Raw genomic sequence first — 19392 nt, forward strand, 5'->3', positions numbered from 1 at the left:
GTTCACCACAGTTTCACCGCCAGGATCAGCGCGACCACCAGGACCGCGCCCGTCAACATCGACAATGCGTAGTTGCGGGCGAAGCCGGTTTGCAGCCCCCGCAGGCGATTCGAGGTCCGGCCCACCAGCGCGGCCAGCGCGTTGACCGAGCCGTCCACCCCCGCGTTGTCCACGTCGACAAGCGCTTGGGTCAGTTCGGCACCGGGACGCATGAACACCTCCTCGTTGAAGGCGTCCCCGTAGAAGTCCCTGCGGGCGGCGGTCGTCACCGGCGACACCGAAAGCGGCGCCACGCTGGGGATTTCCGCGGTGGCGTACAACCGGTAGGCCACCGCGATCCCGATGGCGACGACGCCCAGCGCCAGGGCGGTGCTCACCCACGCCGGGAACGCGTGGGTCATTTCCTCGTGCTTCCCGACGACCGGCTCGAGCCAGCTCTGCAGGGTGCCCCGCCATGCCAGCAGGCCGCCGGAGAACACCGAGCCGAAGGCGAGCAGGATCATCGGCCACGTCATCAGCCCGGGCGCCTCGTGGGGATGGGAGCCCGGCGCCCAACGCTTTTGACCGAAGAAGGTCATCAGCATCACGCGCGTCATGTAGAACGCGGTGACGCCCGCGCCCAGCAGCGCGGCCCCGCCCAGCACGTAGCCGCGGATGCCCCCCGCGCCCAGGGCGGCCTCGACGATGGCGTCCTTGGAGAAGAATCCCGCGAACGGCGGGACGCCGATGATCGCCAGGTATCCGAGGCCGAAGGTGGCGAAGGTGATCGGCAGCGCGGCGCGCAGGCCGCCGTAGCGGCGCATGTCCTGTTCCTCGTGCATCGCGTGGATCACCGCGCCGGAGCCCAGGAACAGCCCGGCCTTGAAGAAGCCGTGGGTGAGCAGGTGCATGATCGCGAACGCGTAGCCGGCCGGGCCGAGGCCGGCGGCGAGCACCATGTAGCCGATCTGGCTCATCGTCGACGCGGCCAGCGCGCGCTTGATGTCGTCCTTGGCACAGCCGATGAACGCCCCGAGCAGCAGCGTGACGGCGCCGACGGCGACCACGGCGGTTTGCGCGTCGGGCGCCAGGTTGTAGAGCGGATTGGACCGCACGATGAGGTATACGCCGGCGGTCACCATGGTGGCGGCGTGGATCAGCGCGGACACCGGGGTGGGGCCTTCCATCGCGTCGCCCAACCAGGCCTGCAGCGGGACCTGCGCGGACTTGGCGCAGGCGCCCAGCAGCAGCAACAGCCCCATGGCCGTCAGCGCGCCACGGCCCGCGGCGGGCGCACCGGCGAACACCCCTGCGTAGGACAGCGTGCCGAAGGTGCTGAACATCAAGAACATTCCCAGGGCGAGCCCCGCGTCCCCGACGCGGTTCATCACGAACGCCTTCTTCGCCGCCGTCGACGCCGTCGGCTTGTGGTACCAGAACCCGATCAGCAGGTAGGACGCCAGGCCGACGCCTTCCCAGCCGACGTAGAGCACCACGTAGTTGTCGGCGACCACCAGGAGCAGCATCGACGCCAGAAACAGGTTGAGGTAGCCGAAAAACCGTCGGCGGTCCGGGTCTTCGGCCATGTAGGCGACCGAATAGATGTGGATGAGGGACCCGACCCCGGTGATCAGCAGCACGAAACACACGGAGAGCTGGTCGATCTGCAGGCCGAGGTCCACCTGCAGCTGGCCCACCGGGATCCAGGTGAACAACCTCTGGTGGATGACGCGGTCTTCCGCGCCGCGTCCGAGCAGCTCGTTCAGCAGGCTCAGGCCCACGCCGAACGCCGCGAGCGCGGTGGCGCAACCCAGCCAGTGCCCCCACGGATCGGTGCGCCGCCCGCCGAACAGCAGGATCGCGGCGCCCACCAGCGGCAGCGCCACCAGCAGCCAGGTGTAGTGAGTCATGTTGGCCCCATATTGGCGATGTCAGCCTTTGAGTAGGTTCGCGTCGTCCACCGACGCCGATTTGCGAGCACGGAAAATGGTCATGATGATCGCCAGGCCGACGACGACCTCGCACGCGGCCACCACCATCGTGAAGAACGCGATCATCTGTCCGTCCAGGTGCCCGTGCATCCGCGCGAACGTGACGAAGGCCAGGTTGACGGCGTTCAGCATCAGCTCGACGCACATGAACATCACGATGGCGTTGCGCCGCAGCAGCACGCCCGAGGCCCCGATGGTGAACAGCAGGGCCGAAAGGTACAGGTAATTGGCCGGATTCACGACGCACCGCCCTGTGACAAACTCGGGCTCGCCTGACGGGAAGGGGTCTGCTCGCCGTCGGCGCCGCGGCTACGCAGGATCGGCGACACCGACAGCTCCGAATACGACCCGTCCGGCAGCAGCGCGGCCACGTCGACCGCGTTGTGGCGCGCGTACACGCCGGGGCTGGGCATCGGGGTCGGGTGCCCCCCGGGCTGGAATCGCTCCTGGGAAAGCTCCCGTTGCGTCTTGCGGCGCTCGAAACGCTCGCGGTGTGCCAGCACCATCGCCCCGATGGCCGCGGTGATGAGCAGCGCGCTGGTGAGTTCGAACGCCCACACGTACCGGGAGAAGATCAGCGCCGCAAGCCCTTCCACGTTGCCGTTGGCGTTGGCGGTGGTCAGCCCCGCGAAGCCCCGGGTCGCGCCGGCGCCGATGGCGGCGATCAGCAGCACGCCGAACCCGACCCCGGCCAGCGCCGCGGCGATGCGCTGTCCGTGCAGCGTCTCCTTCAGGGATTCCGCGGAGTCCACGCCGATCAGCATCAGCACGAACAGGAACAGCATCATCACCGCGCCGGTGTAGACCACGACTTGGACGACGCCCAGGAAGAGCGCGTCCTGGATCATGTAGAACACCGCGAGGATGATCATCGTCATCGCCAGGAACATCGCCGAGTACACCGCGTTGACCGCCAGCACCACCCCGATCGCGCCGATCAGCGCCAGCGCGCCCAGCACCCAGAACGCCACCGCTTCGCCGGTGGAGGTGCGGACGATGGTGTCGGAAGCCAGATCCGAAGCCAGATTGGAAGCCAGCAGTTGGACCGTTGACGGAGTCACCGGGAGTCTCCGGCCTGTTGGATCTCGCGCAGGCCGTCGGCCGTGACGTTGCCCTGGTAGTAGTCCTTGTCGGTGGCGCCGGGCGCCCGGGGGTGCGGCGGCGCGGTCATGTCTTGCAGCAGCGGCGCGAGCAGCCGGTCCTTTTCGTAGATCAGGTCGGCGCGGTTGTCGTCGGCCATCTCGTAGTCGTTGGTCATCGTCAGGGCCCGGGTGGGGCACGCCTCGATGCACAACCCGCAGCCGATGCAGCGCAGATAGTTGATCTGGTAGACCCGGCCGTAGCGTTCGCCGGGTGAGTACCGCAGCTCTTCGGTGTTGTCCGCGCCCTCGACGTAGATCGCGTCTGCCGGGCAGGCCCAGGCGCACAGCTCGCACCCGATGCACTTCTCCAGGCCGTCCGGGTAGCGGTTGAGCTGGTGGCGGCCGTGGTAGCGCGGCGCGACGGGGCCCGGCTTCTCCGGATACTCCTCGGTGACGTGCTTTTTGAACATCGATCCGAACGTCACGCCGAATCCGGCCACGGCGTCCAAGAACTTAGCCACGTGCTTTCTCCTTGCTCGCAGCCGCCAGGGACTTCATCGGCAGCGGCGGTGTCGGGAATACCGGTGCGGGCGGCTGTCCGGCCGGGAGTTGTTTGGCCTGCCGGCGGAGCTGGCGCTCCAGCGCGCGAATCCCGGGTGTGGCGAACGGTTTTCGCAGCAACAGCACCAGCGCCGTGGCGAACACGATGCTGCAGGCCACCAGCAACGGGGTCCAATGGGCATACCCCTGGTTCTGCAGCGTGCGGATCACCGCCGCGATCAACACCCAGACCAGCGAGGCCGGGATCAGCAGCTTCCAGCCCAGCCCCATGAACTGGTCGTAGCGCAGCCGGGGCAATGAGGCCCGCAGCCAGAAGTAGATGAACAGGAAGGTCCACATCTTGGCGGTGAACCACAGCACCGGCCACCACCCGGTGTTGGCCCCCGCCCACATGTTGATCGGCCACGGCGCATGCCACCCGCCGAAGAACAACGCGGTGGCCAGGGACGACACCGTCATCATGTTGACGTACTCGGCCAGCATGAACATCGCGAACTTCAGCGACGAGTACTCGGTGTGGAATCCCGCCACCAGCTCGCCCTCGGCCTCGGGCAGATCGAATGGCGCCCGGTTGGTTTCGCCGACCATCGAGATCAGGTAGATGACGAACGACGGCAGCAGCAGGAACACGTACCAGACGCGGTCCTGCGCCGCGACGATCTGCGACGTCGACATGGTGCCGGCGAAGAGGAACACCGCCGCGAACGACAACCCCATCGCCACCTCGTAGGAGATGACCTGCGCGGTGGAGCGCACGCCGCCCAGCAGCGGATAGGTGGACCCGGATGCCCAGCCGCCCAGCACGATGCCGTACACCCCGATCGCCGACAACCCGAGGATGAACAGCACCGCGACCGGGAGGTCGGTGAGCTGCAGCGGTGTGCGGTGGCCGAACACCGACACCACCGGCCCGAACGGGATGAAGGCGAAGGCGGTGAACGCGGGAATGGTGGAGATGACCGGCGCCGCGAAGTAGACGAACTTGTCGACGCCGCCCGGGGTGATGGTTTCCTTGAGCGCCAACTTGATTCCGTCGGCCAGGCTCTGCAGGGCGCCCCACGGGCCCGCCCGGTTGGGGCCGGGCCGAAGCTGCATCCAGCCGAGGATCTTGCGTTCGAGCAGGATCGCGACCAGCACGTTGAGCATGAGGAACACGAAGATGGCCAGCGCCTTGCCCAGCACCAGCCACCAGGGGTCGTGACCGAAGGCGGTCAGGGAGTTCGTCATGAGCCCACTCCGATTTTCACTGTGCTGCCCAGCGTTACGCCCAGCCGCCGGTGCACGGCCGAGCCCGGCGAGTTCAGCGGGAGCCACACCACCCGGTCGGGCATGTCGGTGACGACCAGCGGGAGGCTGATGGAGCCGCGCGGCGTGCTGACGGTGACCGCGTCGCCGTCGGCGGCGCCGATCTCGGCCGCCGTGTCGGCCGAGAGCCGCGCCACGGGTTGGCGCGCCGTCCCGGCCAGGTGCGGCTCGCCGTCCTGCATGCGGCCGTTGTCCAGCAGCATCCGCCAGCCGGTCAACACCGCCTCGCCGGCGCCCACCTCGGTCGGCTCCGGGGTCGCGACGCCCGGGCCGGCGGCCCAGCCGCCGTCCCAGGTGCCCAGCCCGGACAGCTCGGCGCGGGCCGCTTCGGCGGTCGAGAGCCCGAGGTAGACGCCCATCTCGTCGGCCAGCGCGTCGAGCACCTGATGATCGGACTGGCCGGCCTGCTGGGTGGTGCCGTGCAGCGCCGGGCCGAACGGGCGGTAGCGGCCCTCCCAGTTGATGAAGGCCCCGGCCTTCTGCGCCGTCGGCGCGACCGGGAACACCACGTCGGCGCGCTCGGTCACGGCGCTGTGTCGCAGCTCCAGGCTGACCACGAAGCCCGCGGCGTCCAGCGCCGCCAGCACCGCTTCCGGGTCGGCGAAGTCGTCGGGTTCGACGCCGCCGACCAGCAGGGCGCCCAGCGTTCCGTCGGCAGCGGCGGCCAGCATGCCGTCCACGTCACGCCCGGCGGCGGAAGGCAATTCGGACACGTGCCAGGCCGCGGCGATCTGCGCGCGGGCGGTCTCGTCGCCGAGGGGGCGACCACCCGGCAGCAGGGCGGGCAGCGCGCCGGCCTCCAGCGCGCCCCGCTCGCCGGCCCGGCGCGGCACCCACGCCAGCCGCGCCCCGGTGGCGTCGGCGAGCCGGGCGGCGGCGGACAATCCGCCGGGCACCGTGGCCAGGCGTTCCCCGACCAGGATGACCGAGCCGGTGGTGGACAGCAGGTCGCCCACCTCACCGGTGGCCAGCCCGTCCAGGGCCGCCGCCTCGGCCCCGGGAACGGTCTTGATCAGTCGTCCGGACATCTTCGCCAGCGCCCGGGTGGCGAACGGCGCCACCGCGTACACCGGTAGCCGGTGCTTGCGGGCGGCCTTGCGCAGCCGCAGGAACACGATGGGCGACTCGTCCTCCGGCTCGAAGCCGACCAGCAGCACCGCCGGCGCCGATTCCAGGTCCGCGTAGCTGACGTCCCGCCGTCCGGCGACCCGCGCCGCCAGAAAGTCGGCCTCCTCGGCCGAGCTCGGACGGGCGCGAAAGTCGATGTCGTTGCTGTCCAACACGATTCGGGCGAACTTGGAGTACGCGTAGGCGTCTTCCAGGGTGGCCCGGCCGCCGACCAGCACGCCGGTGCGCCCGCGGGCCGCAGCGAGGCCACCGATCGCCGTCGCCATCGCGTGCGACCACGACGCGGGCACCAGCGATCCGTCCGCGTCGCGGATCAGGGGGGTGGTGATCAGGTCGGGCTGCGTCGCATAACTGAACGCCCACCGGCCCTTGTCGCAGTTCCACTCCTCGTTGACCTCGGGGTCGTCGCCGGCCAGCCGCCGCAGCACCTTGCCGCGGCGGTGGTCGGTGCGCTGGGCGCAGCCGGACGCGCAGTGCTCGCAGACGCTGGGGCTGGACACCAGGTCGAACGGGCGGGCCCGGAAACGGTAGGCCGTTCCGGTCAGCGCGCCCACCGGGCAGATCTGCACGGTGTTGCCCGAGAAGTACGAGTCGAACGGCTCGTTGGCGTAGATGCCGACCTGCTGCAGGGCGCCGCGCTCCTGCATGTCGATGAAGGGGTCGCCGGCGATCTGCTCGGAGAACCGCGTGCAGCGCGCGCACAGGATGCAGCGCTCCCGGTCCAGCAGCACCTGGGCGGAGATGTTGATCGGCTTGGCGAAGGTGCGCTTGACGTCGGTGAAGCGAGAATCGGTGCGGCCGTTGGACATCGCCTGGTTCTGCAGGGGGCACTCGCCGCCCTTGTCGCACATCGGGCAGTCCAGCGGGTGGTTGATGAGCAGCAGCTCCATCACGCCGTGCTGGGCCTTGTCGGCGGCCTCCGACGTGAGCTGCGTGCGCACGACCATGTCGTCGGTGGCGACGGTGGTGCACGACGCCATCGGTTTGCGTTGCCCCTCGACCTCGACCAGGCACTGCCGGCATGCGCCGACCGGCTCGAGCAGCGGGTGGTCGCAGAACCGGGGGATCTGGATGCCCATCAACTCGGCGGCCCGGATCACCAATGTGCCCTTGGGCACGCTGATTTCGTTGCCGTCGATGGTCAGCGTCACCATGTCCGGCGGACGCACCTCGTCGCCGGTCTCGGTCTTGGCCGCCTGCGTCACGCGTTACCTCCGTTGGCCATCAGCATGGAGTCTCGGGGATCGAACGGGCATCCACCGCCTTCGACGTGGGCCACGTATTCGTCGCGGAAGTACTCGATCGACGACATGACCGGGCTGGCGGCGCCGTCGCCCAACGCGCAGAACGACTTTCCCAAGATGGTGTCGGAGATGTCCAACAGCTTGTCGATGTCCTCGCTGGTGCCCCTGCCGGTTTCCAGCCGCTCGTAGATCTGGTCCAGCCAGAAGGTGCCCTCCCGGCAGGGGGTGCACTTGCCGCACGACTCGTGCTTGTAGAAGTAGGTCCAGCGGCGCACGGCGCGCACCACGCAGGTGGTTTCGTCGAAGATCTCCAGCGCCTTGGTGCCCAGCATCGAGCCCACCCCGCCCACACCCTCGTAGTCCAGCGGCACGTCGAGGTGCTCGTCGGTGAGCAGGGGGGTGGACGACCCGCCGGGTGTCCAGAACTTGAGCCGGTGCCCGGCCCGCACCCCGCCGGCGTAGGCGAGCAACTCGCGCAGCGTGATACCCAGCGGGGCCTCGTACTGGCCGGGCTTGGCGACGTGCCCCGACAGCGAATACAGCGTGAAGCCAGGGGATTTCTCGCTGCCCATCGACCGGAACCATTCGACCCCGTTGAGGATGATGGACGGCACGCTGGCGATGGTCTCGACGTTGTTGATCACCGTCGGGCAGCCGTAGAGCCCCGCCACCGCGGGGAACGGCGGCCGCAGCCGTGGCTGGCCGCGCCGGCCTTCCAGCGAATCGAGCAGCGCCGTCTCCTCACCGCAGATGTACGCGCCGGCGCCGGCGTGCACCACCAGCTCCAGGTCGAAGCCCGAGCCGTTGATGTCGCGGCCCAGGTAACCGGCGGCGTAGGCCTCGGCCACCGCGTTCTGCAGGCGGCGCAGCACGGGCAGCACCTCCCCGCGCACGTAGATGAACGCGTGGCTGGCCCTGATCGCGTAAGCGGCGATGATGACGCCCTCGACGAGGACGTGCGGCGTCGCCAGCATCAGCGGAATGTCTTTGCACGTACCGGGTTCCGACTCGTCGGCGTTGACCACCAGGTAATGCGGCTTGGCGGCCGCGCCGGTGTCGCCCTGCGGGATGAACGACCACTTCGTCCCGGTCGAGAAGCCGGCCCCGCCGCGGCCCCGCAACCCGGAGTCCTTGACGGTGGCGATCACGTCGTCGGGCGCCATGGCCAGCGCCTTCTTCATCGCCTCGTAGCCGTCGTGACGCCGGTAGGTCTCCAGAGTCCACGACTGCGGGTCGTCCCAGAACCGGCTGATGACCGGGGTCAGCGGCGTCGCCTGTGAGTTCGTCATGACCGGCCCGCCGGGGGAGTGGGCGCGGACATGCCGTGTTCCTTGGCGACCCTCAGACCCGCCAGGGTGGCCTCACCCGCGCCGCCCTGGCCTTCGTCGGCGCGCGGGTCGGGCAGGCCGGCGAGGATGCGCGACGTCTCGCGGAAGGCGCACAGCGGGGCGCCGCGGGTGGGACGTTTTGGCTCACCGGAGCGCAGCGAGTCGACGAGGTCGCGCGCCGACTCCGGTGTCTGGTTGTCGTAGAACTCCCAGTTGACCATCACCACCGGGGCGTAGTCGCAGGCGGCGTTGCATTCGATGTGTTGCAGAGTGACCGACCCGTCGGGGGTGGTCTCGTCGTTGCCGATGCCCAAATGCTCTTTCAGGGCGTCGAATACGGCGTCGCCGCCCATGATCGCGCACAGCGTGTTGGTGCAGACGCCGACGAGGTAGTCGCCGGTGGGCCCGCGGCGGTACATCGTGTAGAAGCTCGCCACCGCCGACACCTCGGCGCCGGTGAGCCCCAGCTGCTCGCCGCAGAACTCCAAGCCGGCCGGGGTCAGGTAGGAGTCCTCGGCCTGGACCAGGTGCAGCAGCGGCAGCAGCGCGGAGCGCTTGTTGGGGTAGCGGCCGATGATCTCCTTGGCGTCGACCTCGAGCCGCGCCCGGACCTCGGGTGAATACGTTTGCGGCGCACCCTCGGTGACGAACGCGTTGGGTTCCTCCGGCGGGGGTCCGAGCCGGATGAAGACCGGCTGTCCTTGCGGGCCGGTCACCGGTCCACCCCGCCCATCACCGGGTCGATGCTGGCGACCGCGGTGATCAGGTCGGCCACCATCCCGCCCTCGCACATTGCGGCGACCGACTGCAGGTTGGTGAACGACGGGTCGCGGTAGTGCACCCGGTAGGGCCGGGTGCCGCCGTCACTCACCATGTGCACGCCCAGCTCCCCGCGCGGCGATTCCACCGCGGTGTAGACCTGGCCCGCCGGAACCCTGATGCCCTCGGTGACCAGCTTGAAGTGGTGGATCAACGCCTCCATCGAGCCGCCCATGATCTTGGCGATGTGCTCCGGTGAGTTGCCCATGCCGTCCGGGCCCACCTTCAGGTCGGCCGGCCAGGCGATCTTGCGGTCCTCGACCATGATCGGGCCCGGCTTCAACTTGTCCAGACACTGCTCGACGATCTTGATCGACTCCCACATCTCGTTGACGCGAATCATGTAGCGGCCGTAAGCATCACACGTGTCAGCGGTCATCACGTCGAATTCGTAGTTTTCGTATCCGCAGTACGGCTCGCTCTTGCGCAGATCGTGGGGCAACCCGGTGGCGCGCAGGATGGGCCCGGTGATGCCCAGCGCCATGCAGCCGGTCAGGTCGAGGTAGCCGATGTCCTGGGTGCGGGCCTTCCAGATGGCGTTCTCGTTGAGCAGATCGCCCATTTCGCGCAGCACCTGGCGCAGCGGCTCGAGGGCTTCGGCGATGTCGGTCTCCGCGCCCGGCGGCAGGTCCTGCGCGACGCCCCCGGGCCGGATGTAGGCGCTGTTCATCCGCAAACCCGAGATCTTCTCGAACAGGGTCAGGACGATCTCGCGGCCGCGGAAACCGACGAACATCGGGGTCATCGCCCCCAGTTCCATGCCGCCGGTGGCGAGTGCGACCAGATGCGAGGAGATCCGGTTGAGTTCCATCATCATCACCCGGATGACGTTGACCCGCTCCGGGATCTGATCGGTGATGCCGAGCAGCTTCTCCACGCCCAGGCAGTACGCGGTCTCGTTGAAAAACGGTGCCAGATAATCCATTCGGGTCACGAAGGTGACGCCCTGGGTCCAGTACCGGTATTCGAGGTTCTTCTCGATCCCGGTGTGCAGGTAGCCGACTCCGCAGCGGACCTCGGTGACCGTTTCCCCTTCGATCTCCAGGATCAGCCGCAGCACCCCGTGCGTGGACGGGTGCTGGGGACCCATGTTGACGACGATCCGCTCGCCGGGGTCCGCCTTGCGGGCGGCGTCGACGATCTGGTCCCAGTCCTGGCCACCGGCGACCAGCACGGTCTCCGGGCTTTCGGCGCCGCCCCCACCGTTGGTCGAGTCAGTGATTGTGCTCATCAGTTGTACGCTCTCCGCTCGTCGGGCGGGGGTATCTGGGCTCCCTTGTACTCCACCGGGATGCCGCCGAGGGGATAGTCCTTGCGTTGCGGGTGGCCATGCCAGTCGTCGGGCATCTCGATGCGGGTCAGCGACGGGTGTCCGTCGAAGATGATGCCGAAGAAGTCGTAGGTTTCGCGCTCGTGCCAGTCGCAGGTCGGATAGACCCCGTACAGCGACGGGATGTGCGGATCCTCGTCGGGCACAGCCACTTCCAGGCGGACGCGGCGATTGTGCGTGATCGACTGCAACGGGTACACCGCGTGCAGTTCGCGGCCCGTCTCGTTGGGGTAGTGCACCCCGCTGACGCCCAGGCACATCTCGAACCGCAGCTCCGGTTCGTCGCGCAGGCGCTGGGCCAGGGCCACCAGCTTGTCGCGGCGAACGTGCAGCGTCAGCTCGTCGCGGTACACCACGACTTTCTCGACCGCTTCTTCGAATTCGGCACCGCTGCCGCTCAACGCCTCGGCCAGCCGGTCCACCACGTCGTCGAAGTAGCCGCCGTAGGGCCGCGGGCTGCCGCCCGGGAGGGTGATCTGCCGCACCAGCCGCCCGTAGCCGGTGGTGTCGCCGGAATCGGAGATGCCGAACATGCCGCGGCGCACGCCGATCACCTCGCCGTCGGCGCGGGGCGGCCCACCGCCTTCGGTCGCCGCTTCCTGAGGGTCGTGATCCGGCGAGCTCATCGCAGCAGCCCGCGCATCTCGATCGTGGGCCGGGCCGACAGCGCCGCCTGCTCGGCCTCGGCGATCGCTTCTTCGCGGTTGACGCCAAGCGGCATCTGTTGAATCTTCTCGTGCAGCTTGAGGATTGCGTGCAGCAGCATCTCCGGGCGCGGCGGGCAGCCGGGCAGGTAGATGTCCACCGGGACGATGTGGTCCACGCCCTGCACGATCGCGTAGTTGTTGAACATCCCGCCGGACGACGCGCACACGCCCATGGCCAGCACCCACTTCGGCTCGCCCATCTGGTCGTAGATCTGGCGCAGCACCGGTGCCATCTTCTGGCTCACCCGCCCGGCCACGATCATCAGGTCCGCCTGTCGCGGAGTCGCCGAGAACCGCTCCATGCCGAACCGCGCGATGTCGAATCTCGGCCCGGCCGTTGCCATCATCTCGATGGCGCAGCAGGCCAACCCGAACGTCGCCGGCCACAGGGAGTTCTTGCGGACATAGCCGGCCACCTTCTCGACCGTGGACAGCAGAATCCCACCGGGCAGCTGTTCTTCGAGACCCACGTCTACCTCAATCCCACGTCAGGCCGCCGCGGCGCCACACATAGGCGTACGCCACGAAAACCGTGAGCATGAACACCACCATCTCGACCAACGCGAACGTTCCCAGCGCGTCATAACTGACCGCCCAGGGATACAAGAACACGATTTCGATGTCGAAGACGATAAACAGCATTGCGGTCAGGTAATACTTCACCGGGAACCGCTGGCCGGGCGTCGCGTGCGGGCCACTCACCGGCGTTGCGGTGGGCTCGATGCCGCACTCGTAGGGGGCCATCTTCGACCTGTTGTAGCGCGACGGGCCGGCCAGGCTCGCGATCACCACCGATCCGACGGCGAAGGCCGCGGCTATCGCTCCGAGTACCAGGATGGGTATGTAGACGTTCAACTCGCTCCAAGATCTCCTCGTACGGGTCGCCGGTGCGGCGGCCGGGCGGGGGGCCGGGCTGCTGTGACGTACCCGGGCCGCGGGCAATCACAGTGACCTCCACAACATAGCGTCGTGAAGGCGGGTGCGTTTTGTCGGGGTGGGGGTATTCGTTTCGTTTTTGTGTCGCCGCAACCGGGCGGCCCGTCGCCGCGGGTGGCCCGCGCCGGACCAACGCCGCATCGGCGCCCGCCGGCGAGCCGACGGGCGCGGTATCGACGCAGGTTAATGCGCTAGCGAGTGGGGGTGCGCAGCAGTCCGAGCACCGTGCGGCCCAGCACGATGGGATCGATGGGATGCGGCACGGCGGCCTCGGCCCGCGACCAGTTCGCCAGCCAGGCGTCGTCCGGGCGTCCGGTGAGCACCACGATCGGCGGGCACGTCGCGAGTTCGTCCTTGAGTTGTTTGGCGATTCCCATGCCGCCGGTGGGGGTGGCCTCCCCGTCCAGGATGGCCAAGTCGATGCCGCCCTCGTCCATCTGCCGCACCACCATCGGGGCGGTCGCCACCTCGAGGTAGGTCAGCTCGGGCAGGTCCGGATGCAGATGCTTGCCCAGCGCCCGGATCACTTGTTCGCGGGTTCTGGCGTTATCGCTGTAGACCAGGATCCGCAGGGCGACGCTGGATTCGGGGCTGGAGTCCGACACGGTGCAGATGCTACTGGTGTCGCACCGGCGTTACTGGGCAGCCCGCGCGAAGACGGCTTCGGCCGCCGCGGTGGCCGTCGATCCGATCATGCCGAGGCGGTTCCAGCCCAGGTCGAACTGGGTGCGGTCGATCTTGGCCTCGGCGGCGATCCGGATCGACCCGTCGTCGAGCTCGGTGATCGTGGCGGGCAGCGGCAGCGGCGCGGTGATGCCTTTGATGGTGAAGGCCGCCCGCAGCTCGGCGGCCTTGCCCTTGGTCGGCTGGACCCCGGTGACGACGACGCTGATCTCACCGAATCGCTCGACGTCGAAGAAGTCGGCCGAGCGCAGGTGTTTGTCGCGGCGGCCGATCCCGGTGTCCAGCGATGCGGCGCGGATGTCCAGGCGGCCGAAAACCGCGCCCTTGCCCGTCAGTTGGCCGTCGCCGCCGAACTCGGTGAACCGGCCCTTGACGCGCAGCAGGCCCCACATGTTGGCGATCTTGAAGGTGATCGCCGAGCGGTCCGGGACGAGGTTCCACACCCCGGCCATGTCGGGATCGTTCAGCAGTGTTTCCAGAGTCGTCATCGTCACCCCATCTCTCGTGGCGAATCTAACGGCTATCCCATCAGTGGCGCGATCTCGGCGGGGTCGAAGTACTCGTCGATCCGGTCGAGCCGGCCGTTGGGGCCCACCCTGATCACGATGCAGACGCGCATCGAGATCGATTGGCCCGCATGGCCGGTGGCGTGCAGCACGTGCTGCTGGACGAAGCCGCCCTCGAAGAATTGCCGGTCCAGGATTTCGTAGTGGCGTTCGGTGGTCGCGCCGATGAACCAGTCGATGACCCGCAGCGCCCGGGCCTTGCCGTCCGGCGCCGAAGAATCGCGCCGCGCGCCGGCCCGCCAGACCGTGATGTCCTCGCTCCACATGCGGTCAACCGCGGCGACGTCGCCCTTTTCGATCGCGGTGAACAGGCGGTCGGCCGCGTCGGCCACGATTTCCTTACTCGCAGCGGTCATGATGTCGCTCCTATTCGCTGTCGTCGCCGTCGGCGCTGTCGTATCCGGGGTGGGCGGCCGCCACCCGGCGCCGCACCAGGGTGCGCAGGCAGGCGGTGACCTCCCGGGCCCGTCCGTCCAGCTCGCCCGCCCGGATCGCGGCGGCCAGCTCTTCCTCGTCGGCGAACCCCAGGTCGGTCAGCGCGGCGCGGGACTCGGACTCGCTCTCGTCGAGCAGTTCGCGCTCGACGATGCGCAACGCGTTGGCGGCCACCCTCGCGTGGAAGTTGACCTGCCCGCTGGTCGCCGCCCGCACGTCGGTCTCCAGGAATTCGGCCACCGCGGCCACCAGCTCGGCCGCGAGGGGACGGCCGTACGGCCCGATCATTCGGGGACCTCTTCGAGCAGGTCGAGCAGGTCCCACTCGGTCTCGCACACGCGGCGACCGATCGCGGCCAGTTCCACCGAGCGGAACTGACCGGTCAGATGCCGCTCCGCCTGGTAGCGGCAGATCACGCCCCAACGCAGCGTGGCCAGCACCAGCCACCAGTGGAACGCCACCCGGTCGACGCTGGTCCCGCCGGCCTGTTCGTAGGCGCGAAGGAAGCTCTCGATGCTGCCGAGGCCGCCCGCGCCGAGGCTGGCCGGGGCGCCGAAGCGCCAGGCCCGGATGCAGAACCAGGCGAGGTCGTCGTACGGGTCGCCGCGGTGCACCAGCTCCCAGTCGAGGACGGCGGCCAGGCGGGAGCCGTCGACGATGAGGTTGCCCATCCGGTAGTCGCCGTGCACCAGGACGTCCGCCGACGGCGGGCCCTTTCGAGGCCGGTTGAGCTCGAGCCAGCGAAACGCCCACTCGAACGTGGCCGTCGTGTCACCCATGGCGTCGAGCCGCTCACGCCACTGCGTAAGCGGGTCCTCGTCCGCCAGGCCGGGGATGCACGGGTCGGCGCGGTGAATGGCCGCCAGGGCCTGCGCGCACTGCCCCAGCAGCCCCGCCCGGGCCGCTTGCCCACCCGCGGCGTCGAGCTGACGCTGAATGCGCCGGACGATGGTCTCGCCCGCGATCTCGTCGCAGATCAGAAATGGATTGCCCAGTGCGGCAGGCGAATCGTCGGCGATGAGGACGTGGGGGACCGGGGCGCCGGCCGCGGCCGCCGCGGCCTGCGCGCGCGCCTCCAGCTCCATGCCGGCGTGCAGGTCGTCGGGCGCGCCGGTGCGCAGGATCAGCGCGTGGCGCCGGTCGCCGGTGACGGCGTCGAACGCCCAGGTGGATCGGCTCGCGCCGCCGGTCAAGGCGCGCAGGTTCTGCACCGTGACATCGGCACCCAGCACCGGCGTGAGTTTCGCGGCGAGTCGAGAGGCCAGCTCCTCGGTCGTCGTCACTTGCCAAACTTAAACAGCCGCTGCGCCACCCGGCGAATCTGGATCTCCTCGGCGCCCTCGGTGATCCGGTAGCGGCGGTGGTGCCGATAGATGTGCTCGAACGGCTCGTGGCGGCTGTAGCCCAGGCCACCGAAGATCTGCATGGCCCGGTCGGCGGCGTCGCAGACGAGTCGGTTGGCCCGATAGTTGGCCATCGACACCTTGTCCGAGACCTCCATGTGGTGGTCCCGGTCCAGGTGCCAGGCGGCGTAGGCCACCAGCAGCCGCACCATCTGGGCTTCCGTCTGCAATTCGGCCAGCGGCCACTGCACTGCCTGGTTGACCGACAGCGGTTTGCCGAAGACGCTCCGTTGGCCGGCGTATTCGGCGGCGCGGTCGATGCAGTACTGCGCCGCGCCCAGGCTGCTGGCCGCCTGCCGAATCCTGTTCTCGTGCAAGAACGTCTGCGCGACCTCCAGGCCGCGGTCCACCTCGCCGAGCACCGCGTCGGCGGGCACCCGGACGTCGGTCAACCGGACTTCGCCGTGATCGGTCGGCATGTTGAACGTCCACCAGTAGTAGGGAATGTCGAAGCCGGGCGCATCCGTCGGCACCAGAAACGCCGTGATGCCCCGCGCCTGGCCCGGCTCACCGGACGTGCGGGCGAAGACAAGGTCGTGGGTCGCGCGGTGGACCCCGGTGTTGAACCGCTTGGACCCGTTGATCACCCAGCCGTCACCGTCGGCCTGCGCGCGCGTCTCCAGCCAGGTGGCGTCCGAGCCGTGCTGCGGCTCGGTCAGGCCGAACGCCATGGACCGTTCGCCGGTGATCAGCGCCTCGGACCACAGCCGTCGCTGCTCGTCGGTGCCGAAGCGCTCCATCATGATCACCTGGGGGAAGTTCCCGACGATCGAGGACTCGTTCTGCAGGTCGTTGTGCAGGCCAAGACCCTTGTGGGCGAGGTGTTCCCGGATGACCGCCATGTCGACGTTGGTGCCGTCCCGGCCGCCGAGCGCGGCCGGCAGCCCGTACCGCAGCCAGCCCGCCTTGTCGGCGCGTCTGCGCATCTCGGCGAGCAGGTCCTCCCACTCGCGGGTGGGGATGCCATCGTTGTCCCAGTCGGTGCGGGCATGTTCGCGGCGCTTGTCGAAATACTGGATGTGTTCGCGCTCCAGCGGTTTGATCTCGGACTCGATGAACTCGTCCATCTCGGTGAGCAGGCCCGGAAGGTGTTCGGGCAGTGTGAAATCCACAGGTGTCTCCTTTGGAAAGGCTCAAGCGCCGTAGAGGGTTTTCTTCCAGATCGTCGACAGGGTGGCGATGGCGTCGGTGTCGCTGATCTTGATGCCCAGGTTGGAGGGGCCGACGAACACGGTGGTGAAGTTCTCGAACAGCAGGGCGATGGCCGCCGCGGTGTGTTGCGGATCCAGCTCGGTTCCGTAGCCCTGCTCCTGGGCGCGGCGGACCGAGGCTGCGACGATGTCCATGCCGAAACGGCGGAATTCGTTCTGCACGGCCGCGAACCGGCGCTGGGTGGCGGCGAGCTGGGCCACGGCGATCATGATGCCGATGTTCTGTTTGAACATGTTCCAGTAGCCGGTGACCACCGAGGTGAAAAAGGCGTCGTCGTCCGGCGATTCCGGCAGCTCGAGGCTCAGCCCGGACGGTGTCACGACGTCGTGCAGGAACGATTCGGCCAGGGCGGCGAGCAGGTCCTCCTTGTCGGCGAAATACCGGTAGAACACCGCGGGCGACTTGCCCGCCGCCGAGGTGATGTCGGCCAGGGTGGTGCCGTGGAAACCACGCTCCGCGAACAGCTTTCGTGCGGCTTGCTCGATGGCCTGCCTGGTCTGGCGGCCCTTGGCGGTGAGCGTGTCCTGGGCGGGCATCAGGTGCGCATCCGGTCGCCGGCCCGCAGCAGCGCGCTCGGCAGGTCGTGGCCGACAACGGACTTCGCCACGCCGGCCGCGGCGATGGCGGCCTGCAGGTCGACGTCGACGTCGATGCCGCTGTCGCGCAGCAGGTACACCAAATCCTCGGTGGCGATGTTACCGGTGGCCCCCGGTGCGAACGGACAACCGCCCAGGCCGCCGACCGAGGCGTCCAGTCGGGTCACTCCGGAGCTGACCGCGGCGTAGGCGCTGGCCAGCCCGCAGCCGCGGGTGTTGTGGAAATGACCGCCCAGCGGCAGGTCGCCGATCACCGGAAGCACCTGTGCGATCAGGGAGCTCACGCGCCCCGGGGTGGTGGTGCCGATCGTGTCGGCGATCGACAGGCGGTCGGCGCCGCGGTCGCGGGCGGCCGCGGCGATGTCGAGCACCCGCCGGGGCGGGGTGGGGCCTTCGAACGGTGAGTCCCACGCGGTGGCGATGACCACCTCGACGGTCACCGGAAAGCTTGAGGGGCCGTCGTGCGCGATGGCGACGATCTCGTCGATCGCCGCGGTGGCCTCGGCGCTGGTCCGCCCGACGTTGGCCATGCTGAACGCGTCGTCGGCGGCCACCACGTACTCGATCGAGCGCAGCCCCGCCGCGACGGCACGCCTGGCGCCGTTCGGGCTGGCCACCAGGGCGGAGAACTCGATGTCGGGGTAGTCGTGCAGGTGCGCGGCGAGCTCGGCGGCGTCGGCCATCGACGGCACCTTCGACGGCGAGACGAACGCGGTGGCCTCCACCTCGCGGACCCCGGTCGCGGCGATCGCCGCCAGCAGTTCGAGCTTGTCCGCCAACGGGATCGGCGTCTCGATCTGCAGGCCGTCGCGCAGCGCGACCTCGCGGATGGTCACGTGCCCGCTCATATCACCACCTCCGCCCGCAGCTCGTCGAGCTCCTCGGCGCTCTTGCCCAGCAGCCCGATGTAGACGTCGTCGTTGTGCTGGCCGGGCCGGGCGGGACCGGCGGCGCGGACCCGGCCCGGGGACTCCGAGAGCACCGGGACGATGCCCGGGCCCAGGACGTTGCGCCGCACCCGCTCGTCGTAGTGCTCGACGAGCATGCCGCGGGCCCGCAGCTGCGGGTCGTTGACCACCTCCGCGACCGTGTTGATCGGACCGGCGATCACCCCCGCGGCGCTGAGGGTTTCGATGATGTCACCGGGCTCACGTTCCGCGGCCCACGCGCCGATGATCTCGTCGAGCGTGTCCTGGTTGCGCCCGCGCGCGACGTGCGTGGCGAACCGGTCGTCGACGGCCAGCTCCGGGCGGCCCATCGCCTTGCACAGCCGGGCGAAGACGGTGTCCTGGTTGGCGGCGATCACCACCCACGAGCCGTCGGCGCTGCGGTAGATGTTGGACGGCGCGATGCCCTCCAGCCGGGTGCCCGACGGTCCACGCACCACGCCGCCGACGTCGTAGTCGGGAATGGTGGATTCCTGCACGGCCAAACAGGATTCGGTCAGCGCGACGTCCACAACCTGGCCGCGCCCGGTGACGCCGCGGCGGTACAGCGCGGCCAGCGCACCCTGGGCGCCGAACATGCCGGCCAGGCTGTCGCCGAGGGAGAGCGCGAGCCGGGGCGGCGGGCCGCCGGGGAAACCGTTGAGGTGCCGCAGCCCGCTGGCCGCCTCGGCCACCGAGGCATAGCCGGCCTTGCGGGCGTCGGGCCCGGTCTGCCCGTAACCGGACACCCGGACCAGGATGATGCCCGGGTTGCGGGCGCTGAGCACGTCGTAGCCCAGGTCCCATTTCTCCAGCGTCCCCGGGCGGAAGTTCTCCACGACGATGTCGGACTTCTCGACGAGGTCGCAGAACAGTTCGCGGCCGCGTGGGCGGCGCAGGTCCAGGGTGACCGCCCTCTTGTTGCGCGCGTGGACGGTCCAGAAGACGTGCTCCCCGTCGAGCTCGGCCTGACCCCAGGTGCGCAACGGGTCGGGGGCGCCGGGCGGTTCCACCTTGATGACGTCGGCGCCCATGTCGCCCAGCAACCGGCCGGCGAAGGGGCCCGCGATCAACGTGCCGAGCTCGAGCACCCGGATGCCGTCCAGCGGTCCGGCCGGTGCCATGCGCCGCTCCTGGTCATCGCTGCGCTCTGCATCGTC

General features: G+C 69.1%; 21 protein-coding genes. All 21 read right to left on the reverse strand.

Annotated elements, in window-relative coordinates:
- Positions 1-2: 2 nt before the first annotated feature.
- The gene (nuoL, locus tag G6N51_RS25680) at positions 3-1889 is read right to left on the reverse strand and encodes an NADH-quinone oxidoreductase subunit L (RefSeq protein WP_083173400.1); all 1887 of its coding nucleotides are present in this window, start codon (positions 1887-1889) and stop codon (positions 3-5) included.
- Between the two features lie 21 nt (positions 1890-1910).
- The gene (gene nuoK, locus G6N51_RS25685; RefSeq protein WP_007168303.1) at positions 1911-2210 is read right to left on the reverse strand and encodes an NADH-quinone oxidoreductase subunit NuoK; all 300 of its coding nucleotides are present in this window, start codon (positions 2208-2210) and stop codon (positions 1911-1913) included.
- Positions 2207-2995, reverse strand: coding sequence for an NADH-quinone oxidoreductase subunit J (locus G6N51_RS25690; RefSeq protein ID WP_142275085.1), 789 nt, complete (start codon positions 2993-2995; stop codon positions 2207-2209). Before G6N51_RS25690 ends, nuoK begins: the two co-directional genes overlap by 4 nt.
- A 32-nt stretch (positions 2996-3027) precedes the next feature.
- Positions 3028-3573, reverse strand: coding sequence for an NADH-quinone oxidoreductase subunit NuoI (nuoI, locus tag G6N51_RS25695; protein WP_083173401.1), 546 nt, complete (start codon positions 3571-3573; stop codon positions 3028-3030).
- The gene (gene nuoH, locus G6N51_RS25700; protein WP_163750961.1) at positions 3566-4828 is read right to left on the reverse strand and encodes an NADH-quinone oxidoreductase subunit NuoH; all 1263 of its coding nucleotides are present in this window, start codon (positions 4826-4828) and stop codon (positions 3566-3568) included. Before nuoH ends, nuoI begins: the two co-directional genes overlap by 8 nt.
- Positions 4829-4836: 8 nt before the next feature.
- The gene (locus tag G6N51_RS25705; RefSeq protein WP_083173403.1) at positions 4837-7251 is read right to left on the reverse strand and encodes an NADH-quinone oxidoreductase subunit G; all 2415 of its coding nucleotides are present in this window, start codon (positions 7249-7251) and stop codon (positions 4837-4839) included.
- The gene (nuoF, locus tag G6N51_RS25710) at positions 7248-8579 is read right to left on the reverse strand and encodes an NADH-quinone oxidoreductase subunit NuoF (RefSeq protein ID WP_083173404.1); all 1332 of its coding nucleotides are present in this window, start codon (positions 8577-8579) and stop codon (positions 7248-7250) included. Before nuoF ends, G6N51_RS25705 begins: the two co-directional genes overlap by 4 nt.
- Positions 8576-9334: an NADH-quinone oxidoreductase subunit NuoE gene (nuoE, locus tag G6N51_RS25715; protein ID WP_083173405.1), complete on the reverse strand. Its 759-nt coding sequence runs from the start codon at positions 9332-9334 to the stop codon at positions 8576-8578. Before nuoE ends, nuoF begins: the two co-directional genes overlap by 4 nt.
- Positions 9331-10668, reverse strand: a complete 1338-nt coding sequence (gene nuoD, locus G6N51_RS25720) for an NADH dehydrogenase (quinone) subunit D (RefSeq protein WP_083173406.1) — start codon at positions 10666-10668, stop codon at positions 9331-9333. Before nuoD ends, nuoE begins: the two co-directional genes overlap by 4 nt.
- Positions 10668-11393, reverse strand: coding sequence for an NADH-quinone oxidoreductase subunit C (locus G6N51_RS25725; RefSeq protein WP_083173407.1), 726 nt, complete (start codon positions 11391-11393; stop codon positions 10668-10670). The genes nuoD and G6N51_RS25725 overlap by 1 nt, the downstream gene beginning before the upstream one ends.
- Positions 11390-11944 carry a NuoB/complex I 20 kDa subunit family protein gene (locus tag G6N51_RS25730; RefSeq protein ID WP_083173408.1) on the reverse strand — a complete coding sequence of 185 codons (555 nt, stop codon included), beginning with the start codon at positions 11942-11944 and terminating at the stop codon, positions 11390-11392. The genes G6N51_RS25725 and G6N51_RS25730 overlap by 4 nt, the downstream gene beginning before the upstream one ends.
- Positions 11945-11951: 7 nt before the next feature.
- The gene (locus G6N51_RS25735) at positions 11952-12329 is read right to left on the reverse strand and encodes an NADH-quinone oxidoreductase subunit A (RefSeq protein ID WP_083173409.1); all 378 of its coding nucleotides are present in this window, start codon (positions 12327-12329) and stop codon (positions 11952-11954) included.
- 272 nt (positions 12330-12601) lie between these two features.
- A complete protein-coding gene (locus tag G6N51_RS25740; protein ID WP_083173410.1) occupies positions 12602-13015 on the reverse strand; it encodes an Rv3143 family two-component system response regulator in 414 nt (137 codons plus the stop codon).
- Between the two features lie 30 nt (positions 13016-13045).
- Positions 13046-13582 carry a YceI family protein gene (locus G6N51_RS25745; protein WP_083173444.1) on the reverse strand — a complete coding sequence of 179 codons (537 nt, stop codon included), beginning with the start codon at positions 13580-13582 and terminating at the stop codon, positions 13046-13048.
- Between the two features lie 32 nt (positions 13583-13614).
- Positions 13615-14016: a nuclear transport factor 2 family protein gene (locus tag G6N51_RS25750; protein WP_083173411.1), complete on the reverse strand. Its 402-nt coding sequence runs from the start codon at positions 14014-14016 to the stop codon at positions 13615-13617.
- A 10-nt stretch (positions 14017-14026) separates the two neighbouring features.
- Positions 14027-14383, reverse strand: coding sequence for a DUF6285 domain-containing protein (locus tag G6N51_RS25755; protein ID WP_083173412.1), 357 nt, complete (start codon positions 14381-14383; stop codon positions 14027-14029).
- Entirely contained in the window at positions 14380-15378 is a 999-nt protein-coding gene (locus G6N51_RS25760; protein WP_083173413.1) for a phosphotransferase family protein, read from the reverse strand. Before G6N51_RS25760 ends, G6N51_RS25755 begins: the two co-directional genes overlap by 4 nt.
- Positions 15375-16610 carry an acyl-CoA dehydrogenase family protein gene (locus G6N51_RS25765; protein ID WP_083173414.1) on the reverse strand — a complete coding sequence of 412 codons (1236 nt, stop codon included), beginning with the start codon at positions 16608-16610 and terminating at the stop codon, positions 15375-15377. Before G6N51_RS25765 ends, G6N51_RS25760 begins: the two co-directional genes overlap by 4 nt.
- Positions 16611-16631: 21 nt before the next feature.
- Positions 16632-17246 carry a TetR/AcrR family transcriptional regulator gene (locus G6N51_RS25770; protein WP_083173415.1) on the reverse strand — a complete coding sequence of 205 codons (615 nt, stop codon included), beginning with the start codon at positions 17244-17246 and terminating at the stop codon, positions 16632-16634.
- On the reverse strand, positions 17246-18154 hold the full coding sequence (locus G6N51_RS25775) for a hydroxymethylglutaryl-CoA lyase (protein WP_163750829.1): 909 nt from the start codon (positions 18152-18154) through the stop codon (positions 17246-17248). The genes G6N51_RS25770 and G6N51_RS25775 overlap by 1 nt, the downstream gene beginning before the upstream one ends.
- A complete protein-coding gene (locus tag G6N51_RS25780; RefSeq protein ID WP_083173445.1) occupies positions 18151-19356 on the reverse strand; it encodes a CaiB/BaiF CoA transferase family protein in 1206 nt (401 codons plus the stop codon). Before G6N51_RS25780 ends, G6N51_RS25775 begins: the two co-directional genes overlap by 4 nt.
- Positions 19357-19392 lie beyond the last annotated feature (36 nt).

Source organism: Mycobacterium paraseoulense (assembly GCF_010731655.1).
Classification (GTDB): domain Bacteria; phylum Actinomycetota; class Actinomycetes; order Mycobacteriales; family Mycobacteriaceae; genus Mycobacterium; species Mycobacterium paraseoulense.